The organism is Paenibacillus nanensis (assembly GCF_003583765.1).
In the GTDB taxonomy this organism is placed as follows: Bacteria; Bacillota; Bacilli; order Paenibacillales; family Paenibacillaceae; genus Pristimantibacillus; species Pristimantibacillus nanensis.
In genome coordinates this window covers 623193-649176 of record NZ_QXQA01000002.1, presented here as the reverse complement: position 1 = coordinate 649176, position 25984 = coordinate 623193, and the positions used below count along the sequence as shown (strand labels likewise).

The 25984-nt window shown below is 52.9% G+C and carries 15 protein-coding genes; 13 read left to right on the top strand and 2 right to left on the bottom strand.

Translation table 11 applies throughout. The features are described from left to right. The first annotated feature begins 38 nt into the window (after window positions 1-38). Together D3P08_RS05890 and D3P08_RS05885 are read left to right on the top strand one after the other, a co-directional pair. A complete protein-coding gene (locus tag D3P08_RS05890) occupies window positions 39-1784 on the top strand; it encodes a class I mannose-6-phosphate isomerase (protein ID WP_119598495.1) in 1746 nt (581 codons plus the stop codon). 27 nt (window positions 1785-1811) lie between these two features. Next, window positions 1812-4514 carry a family 78 glycoside hydrolase catalytic domain gene (locus D3P08_RS05885; RefSeq protein ID WP_119598494.1) on the top strand — a complete coding sequence of 901 codons (2703 nt, stop codon included), beginning with the start codon at window positions 1812-1814 and terminating at the stop codon, window positions 4512-4514. On the opposite strand, the gene D3P08_RS05880 is transcribed toward D3P08_RS05885, so the two are convergent. Next, window positions 4504-5460 (bottom strand): MTP-1 family protein, encoded by a 957-nt coding sequence (locus D3P08_RS05880; protein ID WP_119598493.1) that lies wholly within the window; start codon window positions 5458-5460, stop codon window positions 4504-4506. The two genes, D3P08_RS05885 and D3P08_RS05880, sit on opposite strands and share 11 nt — an antisense overlap. A 152-nt stretch (window positions 5461-5612) precedes the next feature. On the opposite strand from D3P08_RS05880, the gene D3P08_RS05875 reads away from it, so the two are divergent. From D3P08_RS05875 to D3P08_RS05850, 6 genes are all read left to right on the top strand, one after another. Beyond that, window positions 5613-6473, top strand: coding sequence for a helix-turn-helix domain-containing protein (locus tag D3P08_RS05875; protein ID WP_119598492.1), 861 nt, complete (start codon window positions 5613-5615; stop codon window positions 6471-6473). A gap of 384 nt (window positions 6474-6857) precedes the next feature. After that, on the top strand, window positions 6858-7712 hold the full coding sequence (locus tag D3P08_RS05870) for an ABC transporter permease (RefSeq protein ID WP_119598600.1): 855 nt from the start codon (window positions 6858-6860) through the stop codon (window positions 7710-7712). Window positions 7713-7724: 12 nt separating this feature from the next. Then, the gene (locus D3P08_RS05865) at window positions 7725-8621 is read left to right on the top strand and encodes a carbohydrate ABC transporter permease (protein WP_119598491.1); all 897 of its coding nucleotides are present in this window, start codon (window positions 7725-7727) and stop codon (window positions 8619-8621) included. 123 nt (window positions 8622-8744) lie between these two features. After that, window positions 8745-10394: an extracellular solute-binding protein gene (locus D3P08_RS05860; protein ID WP_119598490.1), complete on the top strand. Its 1650-nt coding sequence runs from the start codon at window positions 8745-8747 to the stop codon at window positions 10392-10394. 104 nt (window positions 10395-10498) lie between these two features. Then, window positions 10499-13555 (top strand): alpha-mannosidase, encoded by a 3057-nt coding sequence (locus tag D3P08_RS05855; protein ID WP_240647328.1) that lies wholly within the window; start codon window positions 10499-10501, stop codon window positions 13553-13555. 21 nt (window positions 13556-13576) lie between these two features. Beyond that, window positions 13577-14242 carry an SGNH/GDSL hydrolase family protein gene (locus D3P08_RS05850; protein WP_119598489.1) on the top strand — a complete coding sequence of 222 codons (666 nt, stop codon included), beginning with the start codon at window positions 13577-13579 and terminating at the stop codon, window positions 14240-14242. 65 nt (window positions 14243-14307) lie between these two features. Here D3P08_RS05850 and D3P08_RS05845 read toward each other — a convergent pair whose 3' ends face one another. Continuing rightward, on the bottom strand, window positions 14308-15387 hold the full coding sequence (locus D3P08_RS05845; RefSeq protein ID WP_119598488.1) for a GntR family transcriptional regulator: 1080 nt from the start codon (window positions 15385-15387) through the stop codon (window positions 14308-14310). Between the two features lie 269 nt (window positions 15388-15656). Between D3P08_RS05845 and D3P08_RS05840 the strand changes: the two genes are divergently transcribed. From D3P08_RS05840 to D3P08_RS05820, 5 genes are all read left to right on the top strand, one after another. After that, window positions 15657-17261, top strand: coding sequence for a hypothetical protein (locus D3P08_RS05840; protein ID WP_119598487.1), 1605 nt, complete (start codon window positions 15657-15659; stop codon window positions 17259-17261). 17 nt (window positions 17262-17278) lie between these two features. Next, entirely contained in the window at window positions 17279-19882 is a 2604-nt protein-coding gene (locus D3P08_RS05835; protein WP_162848377.1) for a discoidin domain-containing protein, read from the top strand. A gap of 5 nt (window positions 19883-19887) precedes the next feature. Continuing rightward, a complete protein-coding gene (locus D3P08_RS05830) occupies window positions 19888-22092 on the top strand; it encodes a cohesin domain-containing protein (protein WP_162848376.1) in 2205 nt (734 codons plus the stop codon). A gap of 24 nt (window positions 22093-22116) precedes the next feature. Next, the gene (locus D3P08_RS05825; protein WP_162848375.1) at window positions 22117-23217 is read left to right on the top strand and encodes an S-layer homology domain-containing protein; all 1101 of its coding nucleotides are present in this window, start codon (window positions 22117-22119) and stop codon (window positions 23215-23217) included. 153 nt (window positions 23218-23370) lie between these two features. Continuing rightward, entirely contained in the window at window positions 23371-25950 is a 2580-nt protein-coding gene (locus D3P08_RS05820) for a glycoside hydrolase family 38 C-terminal domain-containing protein (RefSeq protein ID WP_119598485.1), read from the top strand. Window positions 25951-25984 lie beyond the last annotated feature (34 nt).

Sequence of the window (25984 nt, the reverse complement as noted above, 5' to 3'; positions counted from 1 at the left end):
AGGGACGAGAAGATCAGAATACGAAAGGGGATAGGGCTGTGTGCGCGACCTATAACCGAGAACCGATTATTTCTATTAAGGGGGACGGACATGCCGCATGCCGGGGCTATGTAGCGATTGCCACCCAAATCGCGGGCGGCTTGAGGCGGCATGGCAAAACGGTTATTGCGATTGAGTGTTATCCCGGCGTACGGACAGAAGAAATTGTCGAGGGATTGTGTATTCCATTGCAGCCTGCGGCGATCATCCATGCGGAGCGCGCTGCCCAATCAACGGATGAAATTCATCATAAGATCCAGCGGTTTTTAACCGATGACCGCGTCTTTGGCTATATGGCGCCATTTTCGGTGGAGGATTTCTATAATCAGGAGAAGCTTGAGCAGCTGCGTGAGGAGATCGATGCCGTTCCGTCGGGAGTCGTCGTCGTGATCGGCACGGGTGCTTCTTTGGTGACCCGGGGAGATGTGCTCGTATACGCGGATTTGTGCCGATGGGAAATTCAGCTCCGCTACCGAAGCCAAGAGCTCGGTAATTGGCTGGCTCATAACGAACAGGAAGAAATCCTTAAAAAATATAAACGCGGCTTTTTCGTGGAATGGCGCGCGGCAGACCGCCTGAAGCGGACGCTCCTGCCTGCGGCGGATTTTTATCTGGACACCAACGCGGATAACGATCCGAAGCTGGTTGCCGTTCCGGCGCTCCTGAACGGGCTGAAGCAGTGTGTCACCCAGCCGTTCCGCCTGGTTCCTTACTTCGACCCGGGCGTATGGGGCGGCACTTGGCTGCAGGAGCATATCGGGCTCGCGCCGCGCGAGCATCCTTATGCTTGGGGATTCGACGGCGTTCCGGAGGAGAACAGCCTCATATTGAAATTCGGCGATGTCCCGGTCGAGATTCCCGCTATTAATGCCGTATTCTTTGAGCCGGTGTCGCTGCTGGGAGAGCGGGTATATGCCAGGTTCGGCGCCGAGTTCCCGATCCGCTTCGACTTTCTGGATACGGTTAAGGGGGGAAACTTAAGCCTGCAGGTTCATCCGCTCACTGACTATATCAAGGATAAGTTCGGCATGTCCTATACGCAGGATGAAAGCTATTATATTCTCGATGCGGATCCAGGGGCGCAAGTATACCTGGGCTTCAAGGACGGAGTCGATCGCGACCAGTTGATCGATGAGTTGGAGGCGGCCCAGTCGGGAAGCGCCTCGTTCCCTGCGGGGAAATATGTGAACGTATTCCCGGCGCGAAAGCATGATCATTTCCTTATTCCGGCGGGCACGATTCATTGTATTGGGGCAGGGGCGATGGTGCTGGAAATTAGCGCGACCCCGTATATATTCACATTCAAATTGTGGGATTGGGACAGGCTGGGGCTGGACGGCAAGCCGAGGCCCGTTCACATCGAGCATGGGAAGCGGAATTTGCAATGGGACCGCACGACGGCTTGGACGGAATCGCAGCTCGTAAACCGAACAGAACGGATCCGGGAGACTGAGTGTTGGAAGGAAGAAAGAACGGGACTGCATGAGCTGGAGTTTATCGAGACCCGCAGACATTGGTTCACCGGGCCGGTCCCCCATCAAACGAACGGCAATGTTCATATGCTCAATTTGGTCGAGGGAGAAGCAGCGGTAGTGGAAAGTCCCGACGGCGCGTTCGAGCCATACGTCGTTCATTATGCGGAAACGTTTATTATTCCGGCGGCCGTCGGAGCCTACACGATCAGACCGCTCGCCGACAATACGGCGAAGCCGCTGGCTACGATTAAGGCCTATGTGCGGGTCTGATGCGCGTATTAGAAAAGGAGGGAGAAAATGAGCAAGGCGGTACGATTGAGGTGCGAATATCTTGCAAATCCCGTTGGCGTGCAAACGGACAGGCCGCGCTTCAGTTGGGAGATGGAGGCCAATACGCTAAGCCGGCGGCAGGTCGCCTATCGCATTGTCGTATCGGAGAATGAAGCTGACGTTCTAGCCGGAATGGGGAGAATGTGGGATTCCGGATGGGTTGAATCGACTGAAACCTTCCATCAGGAGTATGCCGGATCTCCGCTGTTAAGCGGACATCGATATTACTGGGCGGTCTCCTGCCTTGATCAAGTCGGCCAGCTGTACCAGGCGGAAGCGGCAGCTTATTTCGATATGGGCATTTTAAGCCCGGACGAATGGTCTGCTAGGTGGATTGGCGCCGACGAAGCGATTTCCGCTCCGATATTTAGGAAGGTGTTCCGTATCGCCAAGGCTGTCAAGCGCGCCACCCTATGTATTTCCGGACTTGGATACTTCGAGCTCTATGTGAACGGAGGGCAGATCGGAGACCATGTTCTGGTTCCGAATTGGACGGATTACGACAACCGGCACATAGAAGGATTGCTATATCCTTTCGACGATCAAACCGACAAGCGAGTCCATTACATCCAGCATTCGGTAGCCGATAGGCTGGGGCAGGGGGAGAATGCGATCGGCATCATGCTGGGTAACGGGTTCTACAATCAGACGGAAAGAACGGTCGAAGGCAAGATGAGGTATGGCGAGCCTAAATTAATAATGCAGCTCGACATTGCCTATGAGGATGGAACGAATGATCGAATCGTAAGCGACTCAAGCTGGACATGCAGCTCCGGGCCGATCGTGTTCAATAACGTTTTCTATGGCGAGGTCTATGACGCGAGGCTGGAACAAGCCGGGTGGACGGAAATAGGCTTCGACGACTCCTGCTGGGATCGCGCTCGCCTGGTTCGCCCGCCAGCCGGCCGACTGATGGCCCAGATGTCGCCGCCCGATAAGAGGATCGGCACGATCGCGCCAATCTTCCGATTCGAAGTGCGGCCGGGTGTCTATGTATTCGACTTTGGTCAAAATTTCTCGGGCTGGGTACGCATACGCGTGCAAGGAAAAGCCGGTCATAAGATCAAGTTAAGGTTCGCGGAGAACGTCAAAGCGAGCGGCGAGCTTGATCCGGCTAGCTGCGGAGGTGAGAACCAGATGCAAGCCGACACTTATATTTTGAGGGGGGAGGGGGTAGAGCAATACGAGCCGAGATTTGTCTGGCATGGCTTTCGGTACGCAGAGGTCGCCTCGTATCCCGGCATTCCAGAGCTGGCGGATCTCGACGGCATCGTCGTTCACGCTTCCGTCGAATCCACTGGCCAATTCTCATGCTCGGAACCGCTGCTAAACCAGGTGCAAAGCGCTTATCGCTGGTCGCAGCTTACCAATCTTCATGGGGGCGTGCCCAGCGACTGTCCGCATCGGGAGCGGCTGGGATATACGGGTGATGGACATTTAACTGCGGAAGCGGCCATCTACAACTTTGATATGGCCGCTTTGTATACGAAGTGGACCCATGATATCGGAGATGCGCAGAACAAGCAAACGGGCTTTGTTCCGCACACGGCTCCGTTTAACGGAGGCGGAGGAGGAGTTGCCTGGGGTTCCGCTTATATTCTCATGCCGTGGACCATGTACCGGATGTATGGGGATAAGCGCATTCTCGCCGAGCATTTTGAAGGCATGAAGAAATGGATCAATTATTTGGGCACCCGTAACAACGGAGGTTATTTGGTCGAATTCGAGGAACCGGACAGCTGGTTTCTGGGGGATTGGTGCATCCCGGAAACTAATGAGCTTCCTGCCGTATTGGTTAGCACGTTTTATTATGCGTATACGTTGAACATTATGGCTCAAATCGCAGAGACGCTTGGCGCTGAAGAGGATAGCCGCAGGTTCAAGATGCGCTACAGGCTCGTCTGCGATTCGTTCAACGAAGCTTTTTTCGATCCCGAATCAGCTGCTTATTCCATTGGACGGCAGGGAGCGGATGTGTTCCCGCTTGTCTTAGGATGTGTTCCTGACGGTTATGACGATCGTGTATGGCAGCGGGTACTGCGGTATTATAGGAACGAAAGGGAAGGACGATTGGATACCGGCATATTCGGAACGTCCTTCTTGCTTGAGCTGCTGAGCGAGCGAGGAGAAACCGATCTTGCTTTGGAGATGGTCATGTCCAAGTCATTTCCGGGATACGGATACATGATAGACAAGGGCGCTACCACGCTATGGGAATCTTGGGACGGTCACGATTCCCATAATCATCCCATGTTTGGTACAGTCAGCGCCTGGTTTTACAAGCATGTGGCAGGGCTGGCTTTGCATCCGAAAGCCGTCGCGTTCAGACAAGTGGTCTTCAGGCCGTTTCGGGCGAACCGCCTAAGCGTTGCGTCGGCATCGATTCATACCCTGGTAGGCAACTACGCGGCTCGCTGGTCCAGAGAGAACAACGAAGCTTGGGAATGCGAAATTCAAATTCCGCCGGGCGGCAGTGCAGAAGTGTATTTGCCTTTATATAGCCATGGGACTCGAATATCGGAGATTTCTGAGCGTAGGAAGGGAGTAATTTGGCCGCCAACCGACAGCTCCTCTTCGAACACCCCGCATGATGGGAAGATGCTCGAAGAAGAGATGGTGGTTATCGTACTTAATTCGGGACAATACAAGTTTCAATTGTCTAGAGCATAACGACCGACCCTTCCTTTTCGAACGGGTAATCGATGACGATACGTCCGACCTCGGTGTCGCCAATGCCGCTGTATAGGTCGACCTTGCCGTCTGCACGCATTACGATGCCAGCGGTGAAGGCGCAATCCTTTAGTTCAGGCTTTTTGGCCGGGCCGTCCGGATAGCAAGAGCGAGTGCCGATGATTCTCAAATCCTCGAACCGGTTGGTCGACGGATCGAGAACGAAGGACATGTTCATGTAGGTCAGCGTCCACTGATCCGATTCGTCGACCGTTTTGTAGCAAATATGGCCGATGACACCGATCTTGCCGCTGGCGAGCAGGTAAGCCTGGTTGCAGCCGCCCCATTCGTCCTTCCGGAATAATCCGTTGATATTGGATGCGTTCTCGATAACTTCCGCGGACAATTCATCCAAGCTGTTAATGACGGTGAACCCAATGAGCGACTCACTTCCGTGCTTCTTGCGGATTTCTTCGTTGCGGGGTCTTGAGAAGACCCCGATCTTGTTGCCTTGGAGCTGGACGAGCCGAATATCCTTCATATAATCCGGTCCAGTCGTAAAGTAGAGCAGATCGTGAAGGTCTACGCCTTTGTAGAAATAACCGTAGAAAGTATCAAGTCGCCCCTGATTGTAACGGACATGCGTCCCACCGAGGACAATCTGCTTTTCGACGAAGCTGATATAGGGATCTTCCAGCTGGTAGATCATCGTGTCGGGCACAAGTGTCCACTCGTCCAAACCGCTCTCTTCAAATAGGCGAACCCAGGATCTTGCCCACTCCTGACGCTTCTCTACGCGGCCGTAAATATAACGTTTGCCGTTCCATTCAAAAGGGATGGAAGGATTGTAGACGTCGAAGCCGTCGATACCCAGGAATTTTACTTTGGCGCTTTCGTAGATGCGTTTCGCGGCTTCAAATCGCTTACGCTGCTCCTCAAGTTTCATAGCGGATTGTCTCCTTTCGAATTAGCTAGTATACTAACTTAACAGTTATTATCATAATGGACGTCACACGCAAATTCTTGTTCAAAATTTAATTGCATTATGGTATTTTGACATTCGCTGCGCACTTATGAGGAAGGGGGAGGGTTCTCGTTATGTTAAAGCTGATTGCCGCGAACGGCATCGATCCAGAAATTCAAGCCCATTATCGGTTGATCACGTCAATCCGCGATACGATCGGCATGCATACGCATGATTTTTTTGAATTGTTTCTCATACTGAAAGGCAGCGTTTATCATATCGTGAACGGCAGGCGGCAGCTGCTGCAAGAGAACACGCTTGTGTTCATTCGGGACCGGGACGTTCATTATTACGAGCAAGCGTTGGAAGAGGATTGCCAATTTATTAATTTGTCGTTCTACAAGGAAGTCGTCGAAGAGATCATTGCCTTCTTAGGAGCCGGCTTTCCGAGCCAAAGTCTGTTCAAGCCCGAGCTTCCTCCAACGATACTGCTGACCAAGACCGAGAAGGAATATGTCCGCTTTCGGATGGACCAGCTTCCACTCATCCCATTGGAGCGGAAGCTGGTGCTCAAGGCGGAGGTCAGAGCGCTGCTTACGGATCTGTTCTCGCGCTACATGAAGAGCGCGGTCAACCCGGACAAGGAGCTCGGACAACCGGACTGGCTGCTTGCGTTATGCGCGGAAGCGAAGAAGAAAGAGCACTTTACAAGAGGGGCGTCCGCCCTGGTCGAGTTGTCTGGCAAATCGCATGCTTATTTATGCCGTATGTTCAAGAAGTATAAGGGGACAACGCCAACCGACTTCATTAACGGACTGCGATTGTCGTACGCGGAAAATTTGCTGCTTAATACGGATATGGGTATTGTGGATATCTGCTTGGAGATCGGACTGGATAACATGAGTTACTTCTATTCTCTGTTCAAAAAAAGAAACGGCATCACCCCGCACCGATTCCGAAAGTGCGGCAGAAAGAGATCCGATTCAGGGTATTGAATCGGTTTTTTTTGTCGGATGGATTAGCGACAGGTATCGAAAATTGTGAGTTTTATATACTAACTTTGGTGAAAATATAAGAAAAATGAACTAATTGACGCCCAATTAAGTATGTGTTATATTACGGATATAGCATAACAACTTTGTGGAATCGCAGTTGAGGTGACTCCCATGCATCATACATAAGTCAGGCTGGTTTATAGGCAATTATTGAGAGTGTTTATTAAAGCGCTTACAATAAGTGGGAAACTGATCTGATCCGGATATCCAAAAGGTTTTTAGTTATACATATACGTCGATTTTTGGGGATAAGGGGTGCTTGATTTGCGTGTAATCAAAGAAGGTAAATGGGCGAAATTGTGGAGACATCGCTATCTCTATTTGATGGTGCTGCCGGGCTTTCTAACGATATTGATTTTTGCTTATTTTCCGATGTACGGTGTTTTGATCGCATTTAAGGATTACAGCGCGGTTAAGGGCGTATGGGGAAGTCCATGGGTAGGGTTCAAGTATTTCGAAACTTTCTTTCGGGATCCGATGGGCGTTCGGTTGCTGAAGAATACTTTTTTATTGGGGATTTATACTTTGTTCTGGACGTTTCCCGCGCCGATCATTCTCGCTCTGCTTTTTAACGAACTAAAAAGTAAGCGTTTTAAAAGAGTGGTCCAAACCGTTTCGTATATTCCCCATTTCATATCGATTGTAATCGTTGCGGGGATTATTAAAATGTATACGGCCCGAGACGGATTAATTAACGACATCATTACTTTCCTGGGAGGAAAAGCGACGACGTTCCTTCTGGAACCGGAATGGTTCAGAACCATTTTCATTTCCTCGGGCATTTGGCAAGGCGTCGGCTTCGGAGCCATTATATATCTTGCTGCAATGAGCGGGATCGACCCTACGCTGTACGATGTCGCAGAGGTGGACGGAGCGGGCAGATGGAAGAAGGTCCTGCATATTACGTGGCCGTCCATTAAACCGACGACCGTCATTCTGCTCATTTTTGCCATGGGGGGGATCGTCGGGACGGATTTCCAGAAGGTCATTCTGCTGTATAATCCTCAAACTTATGAGGTAGCGGACGTCATCGGGTCTTACGTCTACAGACAAGGGCTTGAAGGCGCGCAATATGCGTATACCACTGCGATAGGATTGTTCATGTCGGCCATCTCTTTCACGATCTTATTTATTACAAACTGGATTAGCCGTAAAGTCTCGGAAACGAGCTTGTTCTAAGGGGGGATGGAAGTGAGACGAGAAAGCTTGGGTTCTAGAGTGTTCGATGTTTTCAATATTGCCATTATGCTCATCATCTTGGTTGTGGTGCTGTTCCCGATCTTCAATATCATCTCGATCTCCATGAGCGACGCGCGCAGCGTTGCTTCGGGCAGCGTGTATGTGTGGCCCAAGGGATTCACCTTGCAATCCTATATCGACATTTTTAAAGACAAATTTATCACTTCCGGGTATATTAATTCGATCGTTTACGCGGTGGGCTCGACCTTCATCATGCTGCTGTTTACCTCGTTGTTCGCCTATCCGCTTACCGTGCAAGGGTTTGCCGGCAAAAAGTTTCTCACAATCTTTCTGATGATTACGATGTTTTTCAGCGGCGGTTTAATTCCTACCTACTTGCTTATCCGCAGCTTGGGCATGCTCGACACCGTGTGGGTCATGGTTCTCCCGGCGGCGGTTGGAGCGTACAATGTGTTTCTGTTCCGAACGTTTTTCCAGAACATTCCTTCCGAAGTGAAGGATGCGGCGCTCATCGACGGCGCGAACGAAATCGTGTCGCTGTTCCGAATCATATTGCCATTATCAAAGCCGCTGCTGGCGACGTTTGCCTTGTTCGGCATCGTAGGCAGCTGGAACGCATGGTTCGAAGCCTTGATCTATCTGCAGAGTGAAGACCATTATCCGCTGCAGATGATATTGCGGAACTATCTCTTCAAACTAGATACTTCCGCCATCCAAGGAAGAGTCGGGGCAGGAAATGTAGCGGTCAATGGGCAAGGGTCTCAGCTTGATCCGCAGTCGATTCGTATGGCCGTGGTCATTGTCACCATGTTCCCGATTATGGTGATTTATCCCTTCTTCCAGAAGTACTTTACGAAGGGAATGTTCGTAGGCTCAATTAAAGGTTAATGGCTGCAAAACAATGGTAGGATGGGAAGATTGATCGGATAAAGGAGAGGAGGGCGGCGAGGGGCACATCGATCCTTCTTCTACATCATCATCATAAACAACTCATTTCTATAGGGGGTTCCTATGAAAAAGTCTAGAGTGTTTGTTCTCTTGATGGTCATTGCCTTGGTCGTTGCATTGACATCAGCTTGCAGCAAAAACAACAATGAGCCGGCTCCAAGCGATAATGCTTCGAATAAGGGAGGAGTCTCGAATGCCGAACCGTTAAAATTTTCGGTAACCGTTCAGTCGAATGGCGTGGACAATACCCAAAGCATGATCCACAAGGAATGGATGAAGCTGATGGAAGAGAAGCTGGGCAGAAAGATCGAGATTAATTGGAACTATATTCCTGCTGCTGATTATGACGCAAAAATGAAGCTGGAAATCGCGAGTAATAACATGACAGACTTTTTTATGACGCCATTGTTCTATGACACTAGCGAAATGGCCGAGCAAGGCCAAATTATCGATATTAGCCAATACAAGGACCTCATGCCGAATTATATGAATTATTTGAACCAGGTCAAAGACGGCGTGGCCCGCACGTCGACCGCGGAAGGAAAAATGTATTATTTCAAAGAAACGTCGACGCCGCGTTTTCCTGCCGACAAAGGGATGCTAATTCAGAACGTTTCCTCCTATCGTTACGATTTGTTCAAAGAGAATAATATTAAAATTCCGGAAACATTAGTTGAGCTATACGCGGCTGCGAAGCAGCTGAAAGAGCTTTATCCGGACAAATATCCGATCAACACAAGATGGAAGAGCTTTAGATCGCTGTTCAGCGCCAACCATATGACCAACGAAATTTACTGGAACGGCAAGGAATATGTGCATGGCGTATTTGAGCCGGGCTACAAAGAAGCGCTGCAATTCGCCAACAAGCTTTATGTAGAACAGCTGCTGGATCCGGAATATCTGGTGGATACAGATGACCTGATTAAGCAAAAAGCGCTTAACGGAGATAACTTTATCTGGCTGACACAGTGGTTCACCGAGCCCGGAAACCTTACAAGAACAGCAAATGACGGCAAAATTTTTGCGGTTACGTTGTATCCGGACAATCCGGCTTACGGTACGGCTTGGCAAAACGTCGTAAACGGCAATACGCCAGATTTGGGTTGGGCCGCGGCATCCATTAGCGCTAAAGCCAAAAATCCGGAAGACATTGTGAGGTTCGTCGACTTGCAATACGATCCGGAGGTCATGAGACTCCTGACTTGGGGGATTGAAGGTACAACCTACACCCTCGACGGCGAAGGCAACCCTACCTTTATGGATGAGTTCAAAACGGCGGACGATCCATGGGTGGTTGGTAACAAATACGGTATCCGCGCAAGTAAAGATTATAGGCCAGGCCTGCAAATGTCGTCGGAATCCGCTGCGTTCGTAGACTTTGCGGCGACGGATTACACGTACTTTAATGGAAAATACGAAGAAGTGCCGATTGAGAAGCATGAGTACTTGAGAGGCCTGCCAATGCCGAAGAACGATTACGTTCCCGTCTGGTACGAAGCGCCGTCTATTCAATTCACCGAAGACGAAAGTCAACAGATCGCCGAAGTCATGACGCCGCTGATTACGTTTGTCGAGGAGTCCGAGGCTAGATTTGTATCCGGCAAAGAAAGCTTCGACAATTGGGATGCGTTTATCAATAAGGTGAAAAGCATGGGCGACATTGATAAAGTCTTGCAAATTTATAACGATGCCGCAAAAAGAGCAACGAGTTAAGGCCGCTCGGAAACGGTAAAGGGCGTCCCTCTGTCCCTCTGCAGCTTTCCGTGGCGGCGGGGGGACTTCTATTTGGATAACTATTCATAGATGGGAGCAGAAACTTGAAACCTACAAAAAAAGAGATCCTTTTCCATGCCGAGAAGCTTTTGAATAAAAGAGACCGATTTATCATGACGGAGATTGCTCCGATCGATCTTTCCAACTTTGTCACGAAAGAGCGCCTGTCCATCCATGAAATGGACGGCCGGCCGTTCCGGCCGGCCGTACCGGGACAGCGGTGGGGCGAGAATTGGATGTACGGCTGGTTCCGGACGAGCGTTACCGTTCCGAAGGAGGCCGAAGACAAACGGCTTATTGCTATCTTGGATTTTGGTTCCGAAGCGACTGTATATGTGAACGGCAAAGTTAGCGGGGCTATGGATCTCAATCACCATTACATAACCTTAACCCGCCGCGCAAAAGCCGGGGAGCAATTCGAGATCGTGGCGGAAGCGTACGCAGGCCATGAGGGGAGGCAGCCGGAAGTTGGAACGTCGCGGCTTTGCGTCTTCGAGGAGGACGTCTACCAATTTTTTATAGACTTGGAGTGCCTGTACGATCTTCGTCACCATCTTGACCCGAAATCGCTGCGCGCAGCGGAGATTGATACTGCTCTGACGAAGGTGTTTGCGGCCATCGACTTGACTCTGCGCGGGAAAGAGCTAGGAGAGAATGTCAAGCAATGCCGAAGGATCATGGAGCCGCTTCTAGCTTGCACGAACGGTTCGACGGCGCCCACCTTGTACCTGATGGGACAATCTCATCTGGACATCGCTTGGTTGTGGCCGATCGAGGAGACGAAGCGGAAGATTGCGCGGACGATGTCCAACCAGCTTGCACTAATTGATGAATATCCCGAATACCGCTATACGCAAAGCCAGCCTTATTTGTTCCAGTTGGTAAAAACGCTGTACCCCGAGCTGTACGATCGGATCAAACATGCGGTGGCGGAAGGTCAAATCATTCCGGAAGGCGCCATGTGGGTCGAACCCGACACGAATTTGCCAAGCGGCGAGAGTCTGATCCGTCAGGCGCTGCACGGCAAGCGGTTCTTCAAGGATGAATTCGGCGTCGATAACCAAATGCTGTGGCTGCCCGACGTATTCGGTTATTCCGGGAACTTGCCGCAGATTATGAAGGGCTGCGGCATCCATTATTTCGGTTCCGTGAAGATGTTCGGAACCTATGATAACGTTGTCGACCCGTTCCCTTACAATACGTTTATGTGGGAAGGGATTGACGGGACCCAGATCCTCTCTCACCTGCTGAACTACGGGGATTATTATCCGATTCGGATTAATCCTTCGTTCTTAATCAGTCAATGGAATGATCGCGTTCAGATGGAGGGCATCTCGTCGAGGCTGACGCAATTCGGACACGGGGACGGAGGCGGCGGCTCCAACCGGGATGACCTGGAGTTTCTGCGCCGGCTTGAAAATTTGGAGGGTGTGCCCAAAACGAAGCATGGCTCGCCGATTGATTTTTATGAAGACCAGATCGCGAAGGGTGTTCCGGACGCCAAATATGTGGGTGAGCTATACTATGGAGCCCATCGGGGAACCTATACGACGCAAGGGTTGATCAAAAAGCTAAACCGGAAGGCTGAGATCGGCCTCCGCGAAACGGAGCTGTGGTCCGCTGCCGCGCAGCTGCTTCAAAACAAGGCTTATCCTTATGAGGAACTGGAACAATTATGGAAGGTGCTTCTGCTGCATCAGTTCCATGATATTTTGCCGGGCTCATCCATTCACCGCGTCCATGAGGAAGCGCAGATCGAGCTGGCGAAATTAAATGATTCGGTGTATGCGAAGGCCGCCGAAGCGAGGAACGCGCTGACGGATGGGGATGAGTCGCACATGACCGTCTTTAATTCCCTATCCTGGGCGAGGAGAGAGCTTATTGCTTTACCTGAAGGAGCCAAGGGAATAGCAGACGGGAACGGTAAATTACTGCCGGTTCAGGAGCACGAAGGCTTCTATTATGCGCAGGTCGAGGCTCCTTCGATGGGATGGTCGGCGTATTCGGTCGGGCAAGCGGCTCATGAAGCTGTCGCGGCAGGGGAACGTGCCGTATCGGCAACAGTGACTTGCATCGAAAATGAGTATTTCGCCATTGAAATCAATGATAAGGGTGAGTTAACGAGTATCCTCGATAAAGAAACGGGAACGGAATGGGCAGCGGCTAACTGCAACGTCATGAGAATGTACCGGGATCAGAACTCGGACTTCGATGCTTGGGAAATCGACCGGCGTTACCGCCTTGCGCCGATTGAGTTGAATACGCCTGCCAAGATTGAAGTAACGGCGAGCGGACCGCTCTTCGCGAATATCCGGGTGGAACGCGAGCTGAATACGTCGTCCTTTATTCAGGATATTCGGGTTAACGCGGGCAGCCGCAGGGTCGAATTCCGCACGACCGTTCACTGGCAAGAGAAGAATAAGCTGCTGAAGGTGGATTTCCCTGTCCGTATTCACGCGAACGAATCCCTGCAGGAAATTCAATTTGGTTATGTGAAGAGACCGAATCACCATTCCCGTCCGCATGACGCCGACCGATTCGAAGTATCCCAGCACAAATGGTCGGCGATCGTGGAGCCGAACCGCGGCTTCGCGCTGCTGAACGATTGCAAATACGGCATTTCCGTCCTGGATCATGTCATGAGCTTAACCCTGCTCCGTTCGCCGACGTGGCCGGACGAAACGTCCGACCACGGCATACACTCCTTTACCTATGGATTTACGTTATGGAACGGAGCGTTTGTCGACAGTTCCGTCGTTCATGAAGCCTATGAGTTGAACCATCCTTTGTCCGTATCATCGAAAGGATGCCAGATAACGAAGCAATCTTTCATTCAAATCGATAAGAAGGATATCATTGCCGATACGGTCAAGCTTGCTGAGGACGGATCGGGCGATTGGATCATCCGGCTATACGAGTGCAAAGGAGCCTCCGTATCTTGTAAGGTGACTTTAACTCTCGCCATCGAAGCGGCAAAGGAAACGAATATGCTCGAGGAAGTAATGGGAGAGCTGCCGTACGACGGCAATTCGATTGAGCTTGCGTTCAGGCCGTTCGAGGTGAAGACGATTCGGCTTGCCGTGAAAGGTGACGGCGTATAAAAGAATGGAGGAGGATTTTTAATGAGACTGGAAAAAGGCCAGAGGCTCGTCATGATCGGCGACTCGATTACGGATTGCGATCGTAAATTCCCTCATGGGGAAGGACTGTTCCAAGGCGTGGGGAAAGGATACGTGTCGCTGGTGGATGCTATGCTGCAAGTGGCGTATCCGGAGCTGTCCGTCCGCGTGACGAACATGGGAATCAGCGGCAATACGGTTAGGGACTTGAAGGCGAGATGGCAAACGGACGTGCTGGAGCTGAAGCCGGATTGGCTGTCAGTCATGATTGGTATCAATGATGTGTGGCGGCAGTTCGATCAACCGGCCATCCCGGAGTCTCATATCTCGATAGAGGAATATGAACAAACGCTGGAGGAGCTCGTGAGCTCCGCGCTTCCTGGATTGCAGGGACTGGTCATCATGACGCCATTCTACATAGAGCCTAATGCCGGGGATCGGATGCGCAGCCGAATGGATGAATTCGGCAGTGCGGCCAGGCGGGTGGCGGAGCGAAACGGGGCATTATTCGTGGATACGCAGGACGTGTTCGCCCCAATGCTTGAGCATATGCATCCAACGGCCATCGCTTCGGATCGGGTGCACCCAAGCTTGCCCGGCCATGTGTTGCTTGCCCGCGCTTTCTTGCAGACGATCGGCTTCGATTGGAGTCGCATGAGCGGCGCTTAAATGATGATGTGGGAGAGACAATGAATGAACCCGATTCTTGCTTAAGGAATCGGGTTCATTTTCGTTTATAGCTTTCGTGCGGAGTCGCGGATGACCAGATCGGTCGACAGCAAAATTTTTTTGTAGCTGTTAGGGAGCAATTCCCTGGTCCTATCGAATAAAAGCTTGGCTCCTTCGAAACCGAGCGTCTCAAAATATTGTTTGACGGTGGTCAGAGGCACCTTCGCGAACTTGGAGCCTTCGAAATCGTCGAAACCCATCACGGACAGCTGGTCCGGAATGCGAATGCCAAGCGCGGAGAGGCGATCGATCACTTCCAATGCACGCCGGTCATTCGCGCAGAAAAGAGCGGTAAGCTCGCCGCGACTAATAAGCTCCGCCAACTTGTCGTAATTCAGCTCCCGCCTGAAAAATCTCAACTCTTGTCCAGGGGCGAGGCCCGCATCCGCCATGGCGTGCCGATATCCGTTGTAACGGTCAACCTCGGTGCTGAGATAGAAGTCGTAAGAGGCGAAACCGATGTTCCGATGGCCTTCTGCAATCAAATATTGAACGGCTTCATAGGCGCCGTCGTAGTTATTGCAGGTCACGCTGTCAATCGAGTAGCCGGATGGACTGCGATCAAGCATGACGTGTGGAATCTGGCGATTGCGGAGCTCGTTCAAGTATCCTTTGGCCGCATCGGGATCCGCGGAATAGATAAGAAGACCTCGCGTCTCGGTTTGCGCCAGCTTGAGGATCAGCTCGCGTTCTTGCTGGAAATCGTTTTCCACAAATTCGATAATAAGCTTGCACTCTTGTTGGCTTAAATACAATTGTATACCTTTTATGATCTGCATGTATGAACTATCGTTTAACTCAGTGCCCGAAATAATAAGAGTGACGTAGGGAGACGCTTTATCAGCGGGCGCGGCCCTCCGGCTCGAAACGAAGCTTCCTCTTCCTCTAACCCGGTAGATGACCCCTTCATTGACAAGCTCCGCCAAAGCCTTTCTCACCGTTATCGAGCTTACATCCAATAGCTTGGAAAACTCCGATTCGCTAGGGATTCGACCGTCTTCTCCCAGTTTCTTCTCCTCGATTTGCAGCAGGACGTAGTCCTTCACCTGCTGATATTTGGGCAATGCCGCTTCGCTTTGGCTCATTATACTCACCTCTATTAGACATTCGCTTCCTATAGCGGAGCGGATATTAAAGTATACAAAGTAAATTAAACTTATAATGTAAATATAGCATATTGACGGCTAAATTAGTATATGTTATTTTCGATGTAGCTTATAGTATGGAAACGCTTTCTTTTAAGAAGTTCGCAATGATACAAAATGGAGCGTTTCGGGTGCAAAATTCTAGGAAAGGAGGAGCAATCGAGCGTTTGCTGCCCATGAAACGAAAACAAAAGGGAGGAGCAATTGGTATGCAATTCAAGCACAGGAAAGCTTCCGGTCTCTTGGCGTGCTGTTTGTTGGCTGCTGCTATTCTGCCCGGGAATCTAACATCTGCCAGCGCCAAGAGCGGAAACGTAAGCAAGCCTGCACAGATTCAAGCCTATGCGGTGGAACCGTTCAGCATCCGGGTCGTCGATTCCGAGACAGGGCGGGGCATTCCGGCTGTGGAGCTGAGGACAACGAACCATATTTCGTACTATACGGATAGCGCCGGTTATGTCGCCTTTAACGAGCCGGGTCTCATGAATGATACGGTCTTCTTCCATATGAGCAGTCACGGATACACCATAAATCCCGATTTCTTCGGCTATCGAGGGCAGGCGGTTCATGTAACGCCGGGAGGAAGCGTGACGCTTGAGATGGACAGGATCAACATCGCGGAGCGGTTATATCGTCTTACCGGTCAAGGCATCTATCGCGACAGCGTTAAGCTCGGCTTGACGCCGCCCATTCAGGAGCCGCTGCTAAACGGCAAAGTAATGGGCCAAGACTCCGTGCAGGCGATCGAATACAAGGGTAAATTGTTCTGGGTCTGGGGGGATACGGACCGAGTCGCCTATCCGCTCGGCAATTTCCGGGTAACAGGCGCTTACTCCGAGCTTCCGGGCGAAGGGGGGCTTGATCCCGACGTCGGAGTCGATTTCGATTACATAACGAATGAGGACGGCTTCGTGAAAAGCCTTGTGCCGCCGCTGCCCGACGGAGCAGGCATTGCGTGGATTTTCGGCATGATGACGGTGCAAGACGACGGAGAGGAGAAGCTGCTGGCCGGCTACAGCACACATAATCCGGATCTGACAGCCTTCGGCATACTGGCATTCAACGACGAGACGGAGCAGTTCGAGCATATCGTGCAATTCCCGGACAAAGACGACTGGCGCCATCCCGGAGGACAGGCGAGCTATTACGAGGAGAACGGCCAAGGGTACTATGTGTTCACCGAGCATAAGATGCCGAATCTCCGCGTGAAGGCCGATTATAACGACATCATCGACTACACGCAATACGAAGCATTCACTCCGCTTGCTCCGGGTTCAATCTTTAACGGCGCGAACACCTTGCTGGAGCGGGATGCGCAAGGCAACCTGGTCTGGGGCTGGAAGAAAAATACGCCACCGCTCACACAGGAGCAGGAGAGCGAGCTCGTCAGCATCGGTTTGATTGATGCCGACGACCCTGTATATTACCAGTTAAAGGATGTTGATACCGGCGCGGCAGTCAGACTATCCGCAAGCTCCGTTGAATGGAACGACTACCGGGAGCGCTACGTCATGTTCGGCCAGCAGACGGGAGGCGCGTCATCCGTTCTCGGGGAAATGTGGTATGCGGAAGCGCCTTCCCCGCAAGGACCATGGACGACCGCGAAGAAGATCATTACGCACGATAACTATACGTTCTATAACCCGGCTCACCATGAATTTTTCGATAAGGCGGGCGGCCGATATATCTACCTGGAAGCCACCTATGTGAATACATTCACCGATAACGAGCCGACGCCGCGTTACAACTACAACCAAATGATGTACAGACTTGATTTGGCGAGTCCGGAACTCGGCAATCTGAATGAATCTTGATTGGAGGAAGCAGGCGTATGAGATTCAATCTTCGTAAAGTATCCGGATTCATGGCAAGCGTCATGCTGGCTGCTGCCATCATCCCCGGTCCAGCAGCCCTGGCGAAAGCGACGGGCGGAAATCAGGCCATGGGCACCGTGGAGAACCAAGCTTATGATGAGGAGCTGTTCGGTATACGAGTCGTCGACGCGGAGACGGGCCGCGGCATTCCTGCGGTGGAGCTGAGGACGGTGAACAACATCCGCTTCTACACGGACAGCGCCGGTTATGTCGCCTTCGACGAGCCCGGGCTCATGAATGAAACGGTGTTCTTCCATATCTCCAGCCATGGATATGAAGTGCCGACGGATATGTTCGGCTATCGAGGCCAAGCGGTCAACGTGACGCCGGGTGGCAGCGTGACGATCGAGATGAAACGGATCAACCTTGCCGAGCGCCTGTACCGGGTGACCGGGCAAGGCATTTACCGGGACAGCGTCCTGCTGGGTGAGACGGCTCCGATCGAGGAGCCGATTCTAAACGGCAAGGTCATGGGGCAGGATTCCGTTCAGACCATTGCATACAAGAATAAGCTGTACTGGTTCTGGGGCGATACGGATCGGGTCGCCTATCCGCTCGGCAATTTCCGCGTAACGGGCGCCACGTCTAAGCTTCCAAGTGGGGGCCTCGATCTCGATGTCGGCGTCGATCTGGACTACATCACGCGCGAGGACGGCTTCGTGAAAAGTCTCGTTCCGCCGCTGCCCGACGGGGCTGGCATCGCCTGGATATTCGGTCTGATGACCGTAGAGGACGAGACGGGCGAGGAACGGCTGCTCGCTGCTTACAGCACGCATAAGCCGGAACCGAATGCTTTTGGCATACTCATTTGGAACGACGACAAGCAGGAGTTCGAGCAGCTGGTCCAATTCCCCGGCACGAATGACTGGCGTTATGCGGGCATGGGCGGCCAAGCCACTTATTATGAGGATGGCGGCAAAGGCTACTATACCTTCACCCAGCACACGTACCCGAACCTTCGGGTAGAAGCGAAGCTGGATGCAATCATTGATCATACCCAGTATGAATCGTTTACGCCGCTTGTGCCGGGGACGTCCTATAACGGCGCGGACACGCAGCTGGAGCGCGACGCCGACGGGAAGCTTGTGTGGGACTGGAAAAAGAATACGCAGATGCTGACCCAGGATCAGGAGAAGGAGCTTATTCGGCTCGGCGTCATCAAGCCCGGTGACGAGCGTTACTTCCAGCTGAAGGACGCCGACTCGGGGGACGAGGTCCGTCTCGCCCAAAGCTCGGTCGAGTGGAATGAATACCGCCAAAGCTACGTCATGATCGGCCAGGAAAAGTTCGGCCGGACGTCGCTGCTCGGAGAGCTGTGGTTCTCGGAAGCGCCCGCGCCTAACGGACCGTGGCGGTTGGCCAAAAAAGTCATTACGCACAACGAGTACTCCTTCTATAATCCTTCGCAGCATGAATACTTCATCAAGGACAACGGACGTTACCTTTATTTCGAGGCCACCTACACGAATACGTTCACGGACGCGCCGGCTACGCCCCGTTACAACTACAATCAGATGATGTATAAGCTCGATCTGTCGAGCCCGGAGCTGGATTTGACGCCGTCTGCCGGACCCGAGCTGACCGAGCTTGCCGGGGGCAAATCGATCATGTCCTCCACGAACGAGGACGGGCGTCCGGCGGCCAATGCAAATGACGGCAACGGCGAGACGCGCTGGGCCTCCGCTTCCTCCGATCCGCAGTGGATTCAAGTAGACCTTGGCGCTCCGTACTTGGTCAGCCGAGTCCAATTGGATTGGGAAGCCGCATACGGCAGAGCTTACGAGCTGCAAGTATCGAATGACGGCGAAAGCTGGACTGGCGTGTACAGCACGACGACAGGAGACGGCGGCACCGATACTGTGAAATTCGAAGAAACGGAAGCGCGATACGTGCGCATGCTTGGCACGTCGAGAGGGACCATGTACGGCTATTCGCTATGGGAGTTTAAGGTGTTCGGGCGGGAAGCCGGCGAAGAAGAACCTGCGGTCAGCTTAACCGGCCCCTCCGCTGTTGACGCAGGACAGAGCTTCGACCTTACGTACGGTCTTGACCCTATGAAGCAGAGTGTCTACGCCGAGGACGTAACCTTTGCCTATAATGCCGAGCAGCTGCAATTCGTGTCCGCGACAGAGGCTGCGGAACAAGTGGAAATCGCGGGTCAGACGAATTCACAAGGCCGGGTCCGGCTGCTGCTCGTTCATTTCGACGGCATCGCCCGCGGCGATATCGTTACGCTGCGATTCACATCGAAGACAACCGGCGAGACCGTTACAGCAACCGTCTCCGTGGCCGATGCGATCCTGGCGAACGGCGAAGGCGGGGAGCTCGCGCTGGGCGGAGCATCTCACAGCATCCAGATTACCGCTAAGGCGAGGACGGGCGACCTGAACGAAGACGGCAGGTACTCTGTCGGGGATCTTGCGATCATTTCCGCTGCTTACGGCAAAACATCGGATGATGCGAATTGGGCGTTGTACAGCAAGGCGGATTTAAACCGGAATGGCAAAATCGACATCGAGGATCTGGCGGCAATGGCACGGAAAATCGTTGGGGAAGGGTGATTGTTTTGATACTGAAAAGCTGGAAGGCTCGCACTTACGTGCGTACTTTGTCGCTGCTCTTATTCGTTATTGTAATTGTTATCTCTTACGCCGCCGGGAGCGCTGCGGCTTCGGCTGCCGCCCATATCGAATACAATCCCTTCAAAATCAGGGTCGTCGATTCCGAGACGGGCAGAGGCATCCCTCTCGTAGAGGTAAGCACCGTTAACGAGGTCGTATACGTCACGGACAGCGCCGGATACGTGGCTTTCTTCGAGCCGGGCCTCATGGGCGAGGATGTATGGTTCGAGCTGGAGAGCCATGGCTATACGCATCATTATGAATCCTTTGGCGCAAAGGGAACGACGGTCAGAGTTACGCCTGGAGGCTCGGTTACCTTTGAAATGGAACGAATCAATATCGCCGAGCGCCTCTACCGAGTTACGGGACAGGGCATCTACAAGGACAGCGTTATTCTTGGCGAGCCCGTTCCCATTAACAATCCGCTGCTGGGAGACGGTAAAGTAATGGGTCAGGATACCGTCCAAACGATTGAGTACAAGGGCAAGCTGTATTGGTTCTGGGGCGATACCGACAAGCCGAACCATGCGCTGGGCAACTTCCGAACAACGGGCGCCACCTCGGAGCTTCCCGGGAAGGGCGGCTTGGATCCGGATGCGGGCGTTAACCTCACCTACTTCACGGACGACGAAGGAACGACCAAAAAGTTGGTTCCCCAAAATCCTGGCGACGGAAATCTGTTCTGGGTTAGCGGTCTCATGACAACGAAAGACGCGAATGGCAAGGAGAAACTGTTAGCGAAGTATTCCAATCTTCACGGTCTCGATGACGAGGTGGCTTCGGGCATCCTCATCTGGAACGACGAGAACGAGGAATTCAGCGACCGCGTTCCATTTGATATGAATCAGCGCTGGAAGCATCCGGACGGTCAATCCACTCTGTATGTTGACAATGGCGCCCAGTATTGGCTGTTCAATCAGCCTTGGCCGGTTAAGAGGGTGAAGAATACGTATGAAGATATTACGAACATGAACAGCTATGAGTCCTTCACGCCGCTGAAGCCAGGCACGCAGTACGATGGCGCTGCAACGGAGCTGAACAGGGACGGCGATGGCAACCTGGTTTGGGGGTGGAGGAAGGATACGCCGGCGATTACTCAACAGCAGGAGGCGGCGTTAATCGGCTTTGGCAAGATGACGGCCGACGAGGCGCGCTTCCAGTTAAAGGGCGTCGACACGGGAGAAACGGTTCTAAATCATACGGGTTCGGTCAAATGGAACGAATACAGGCAGGTATGGACGAACGTTATCGAGCAAAGAGAAGGGTCGACCTCGCTGCTGGGAGAAATCTGGTATGCGGAAGCGCCGGCTCCTACCGGTCCTTGGAAGCTGGCCAAAAAGATCATTACGCATAACGAGACGGACTTCTACAATGTTGCGCGACACTCCTACTTCGATAAGGATAACGGCCGCGTCATTTATTTCGAAGGAACCTACGTCGCCATGTTCGGCAATGTCGGGAATCCAACGCCTTATTACGACTATAACCAGATCATGTATAAGCTTGACTTAAGCGACGCGCGTCTCGCCTCCGTCCAGATCGAGCCGAATGGGGAGCCGGGCGGCGAGAAGCCGGCTGCGATCCTGTCCGGACCCGCGGCCGTAAATGCCGGCCAGTCCTTCGATGCAGGCTACAAAGTAGAAGGCGTAGAGCAAAGCGTATTTGCTCAGGACGTGACCTTTGCGTATGATCCGGCAAAGCTTACGTATATCTCCGCGGCGCCAAGCGATGAAGATGTTGCGATTGTCGAGGAGGAAGAGGCAACGCCGGGACAGCTTCGGTTCATTCTTGTGAATCTGGACGGCAATGCGAACCGCGATACGCTCAAGCTTCAATTCAAAGCACTTGCGACAGGCGAGACGGTAACTGCTGCCATTGCATTGACCGAGGCGACGCTGGCCAATGAGAACGGGGAAGAATTTAAGCTTCAGGGAGCGACCTACCAATTACGAATTGAAAGTGGGCGAGGCTCGGGCGATTTGAACAACGACCAGAGGGTTTCCGTCGGCGACTTAGCCGTTGCCGCGGCGGCCTATGGCAAACATTCGGAATCGCCTGACTGGGAGCAGGTCAAAAAAGCGGACCTCAACAACGACGGCAAGATCGACATCGCGGATCTTGCTGAGCTGGCCAGACAAATTTTTGAATAAACCTGTAGACCGGAGGAAATGAGGATGAAGCGAAATAGCCGATTGGCCCGCCTGATGCTGGCTGCCGTAATGGCAAGCGGGATGTTGTCAGCAAGCTCCTCCGTTACAGCCTCCGCGGCCGCGGAAACGGCGGCGGAACAGAACCAAATCGCGACGTCCTACAGCCTGTCCATCACAGGGGAACATTTACAGAAGGGCGACACGGTGGAGGTTGCCGTTCAGGCGGACGGCATGATAGACGTATACGCCTTCGAGGTCGTCCTGGCGTACGATGCCGACAAGCTGAAATGGCTAAGCGCGAAGACGGATGTGCCTGGCTTTTCGGTGAAGCCGATCGTGGAAGACGGTCAAGTGACGCTGGCACATACGCTCATAGGCAAGGTTGCCGGACTGAAGGGCAGCCGAGAGCTGTATAAGCTCCGCTTTGAGGTGTTGCAGCCGGGAGAAAGCGAGGTCGCGCTGCTGAAAGTGAAAGAAATTGATTCCAAACTGGCGAGCAAAACCGAGGATTTCGGATCCGGTAAGGGCCCGGCTTCGGCGGGCACATCACCGTTTAAGGATCTTGCCGGCTACGGATGGGCTGAAGAGGCGATCGCCGCGCTCGCTTCCGAAGGAATCATTAAAGGCACGACGGAGAATACGTTTAGCCCAAGTAGCCTTATCAAGCGAGCCGATTTCCTGCTGCTTCTTATGCGAACGCTGGAGCTGGAGGCTCCGAAAGGTCGGCTCCAGCAACGTTTCCCGGATGTGAAGGCGGAGGTCTATTATGCCGATTCGGTAGCCGCGGCGGGGGAGCTCGGCATTGTGAAGGGGGATGACCTCGGATTGTTCCATCCCGAGGCGCCGATTACGAGACAGGAAATGATGATCCTGACGGAGCGCGCGCTACGCGCGGCGGACCGGCTGAGCGCGGGAGCGGACATAAGCGTTCTAGAGCAATATAAGGATCGGGACTTGATTGAGGAATATGCGTCTTCCAGCATCGCCGTACTGACCGGATCGGAGCTCGTTGAGGGGGATTCGGGCCGTATACGGCCCAGGGCGAGCGCGAACCGAGCGCAAGCCGCCGTGATGATGTTTAGGGTGTATGCATACCTTCAAAGCGAGCAAGACTCTCCTGTTTAGGGGAGTCTTGTCGCTTTTGAACAGAACGTTGCATGTAGTTCTTGATGTTGTAGTTAGTATAATATAAAATTATTGGTGTATTTAGTTAGTATACTATGTTAATGGTCGGAACGTGCATGAATAGTCGCAGGCGGCAAACAAGGAGGAATTCCATTGTCAAATCCAACAAAGGCTTATTACGTAGACGGCTATCACGGCGGGATCAAAGGACATATGCCGCTCGGAGCTTGGACCGATGTCCTGCAGGTGTACCACTCCCATCCGGAATGGAAGCTATCGATCGAGGTTGAACCCATTTCGTGGGCGCATCTGCGGGACACGGACCCTCTCTCTTATCGAGAAATGCGGGATGTTCTATTCGGCAAGGGTTACGGGGACCGGACGGAGATCGTCTCCGGCACTTACGCTCAGCCGTATGGTTGGGTAATCGGCGGGGAAAGCAATATCCGCCAGCTGCTGCGGGGCATTGCCATTCACCGGGAGCACTTTCCGAATGCGCGGATCGACACGTTTGCGGTGCAGGAGCCGTGTTGGACGAGCAGCTTGCCCCAAATTTTGAAATCGCTTGGTTATAAGAGAGCGGTGCTTAAAAACCCGGGAACGGGCTGGGCAGGCTATGCAAGCGGCGTAGACCATGAGCTTGTGAACTGGGTCGGGCCCGATGGAAGCTCGCTGCCTTGCGTGCCGCGCTATGCCTGCGAGGATCTTGTGAATTGCTGGGAAACAGAAGCGGCAGAGATGGAGGATTCATTCATCGCCAAATGCGCAGAGCATGGAATAAACAGGCCGATCGGCAGCTTTCTGCAGGATCTGGGCTGGAAGGCGGGGCCAAGGCTAGGGCTTGACGGCCGTGTCCAATATGTGACCTGGCGCGAATATATCGATGAAATTGTGGGAACTCCGCAGGCAGACTGGCGATTCACACAGGAGGATATCCGATGCGCGCTGCCTTGGGGCGAGCGGCATCTGCAGCGAATGGCCCGTCAAGTGAGAGCGGCCGAATCGAAAATGGTGCAGGCGGAGAAGATGGCGGCTATGGCCCTAGTCTTAAGCGGCAGACCGTATCCCGAAGCGGAGCTGGTACGGGCTTGGGATGAGCTGATGCTGGCCCAGCATCATGACGCTTGGATTTGCGCGACGACACGGGAGCATCGGGAGAAGTGGTCGTGGCTGGGCGGCGCACAGACGTGGCTGGCGGAGGCGAACGCCGATAATGTCATCTTGGAATCGGCCGCGGCCATGCAGACTGCGAAGCCGATCGCCGGCGAGGAAGGCGTTAGCTTGGGTATTCGGGTATATAATACATCCGGCGTAAGCAGAAAGGAAATCGTGACGCTCGATATACCGGTCACACAGAATCTGGAGGAGCTGGCGATTTTGAACCGAGAGGGCCGATCCATGCCGATGCAGGCAAACCCGATTCGGACGGACGCCGCAGGGAAAGCGCAGTCCTGTGCGCTTCTCTTCGAAGCGGAGATTCCGGCAATGGGTTATGCGGACTTTGCGCTGGTTGAGCGGGAATCCATTCGAAGCGAATCGGATCGGTACCGCGACGTCGGAGCGAGGATGCTTGACGATCAACAGCTGCTCATGTATTCCGATCTTTATGAGTTAGTGCTGGACCTGAACCGAGGAGGGGTTATCGTCAGTTTGATCGACAAAGCGGCGAGCCGAGATTACGCTTCGGCAAAAGGGCCGTTCTACTTAAATGAGCTGAGGGGGTATTTCGCGGAACGCGAATCGTTCCTCATGAGCCGGGACGTTAAGGTGACAGCTGAGATGATCGAGCAAGGTCCTCTTCAGGTAAGCGTGCGCCTGGAAGGCGTTTTGGGCGAGACGAAATTCCGGCACACGATCCGTCTGGGCAAGGGCAGGCGGGCCATTGATATCGGCTTGAAGGCTTGGTTCGATACGGACAGGTGGATCGGGGATCCATGGACGCTAACTAATGAGAACAATTTGACGGAAAGGCGAAAGTCTCATTATAACGCGGAGATGAACCTGCATGTGACGTTCCCGTTCGCGCAGGGGCGTTCGAAGCTGTTTAAGAATGCCGCATACGATGTCTGCGAAAGCCGGAACGTGGATACCCGCTATACGAGATGGGACGAGATCAAGCATAATGTCATTCTCCACTGGCTGGATTTGTACGATGAACAAGAGGAAGCGGGGCTTGCCGTCTATAGCGATCATACGACGAGCTACGGGCATTCGCCGGACGGACCCGCTCATCTGACATTCGCTTGGGGCGGAGATGGAGGCTTCTGGTGGAGCAAATGCCCGCTTACGGGATCGCAGGAAATGAACTATGCGATTCTGCCTCATGAAGGAAACTGGGAGTCGGCTGGCTTGTCCGCCGTCTCGGCGATGCGGGAGGAGCCGCTTCTCGGGAAGCTGCGCTTCGCGGATGTCGTATCTGGCGGCAACGAGATGTCACTCCTTCGCGTATCCGATCCGGCGGTTGAGGCTTCCGCGTTTTACGTGGAGGACGGCAAGCTGCTGCTGCGGCTCTATAACGGCAGCGCGCAGGCGAGGGAGTGCGTTCTCTACACGCGCTCCGCACTTGGCGAAGGGCGGCTCGTCGAGCTTGACGGCCGTATCATAAGCTCGCTGCCGCCGAGCGCTTCTTCGAAGCAAAGCGGGGAAACTTGTTATACCTTATTTTTTGCGCCGTTCGGATTGCGTACGATCGCATTCCGGCTGGTTGATAAATCGATTGATTATATGAACTGAACTCTGTTACTATATAAAATAGCGACATTTGAAA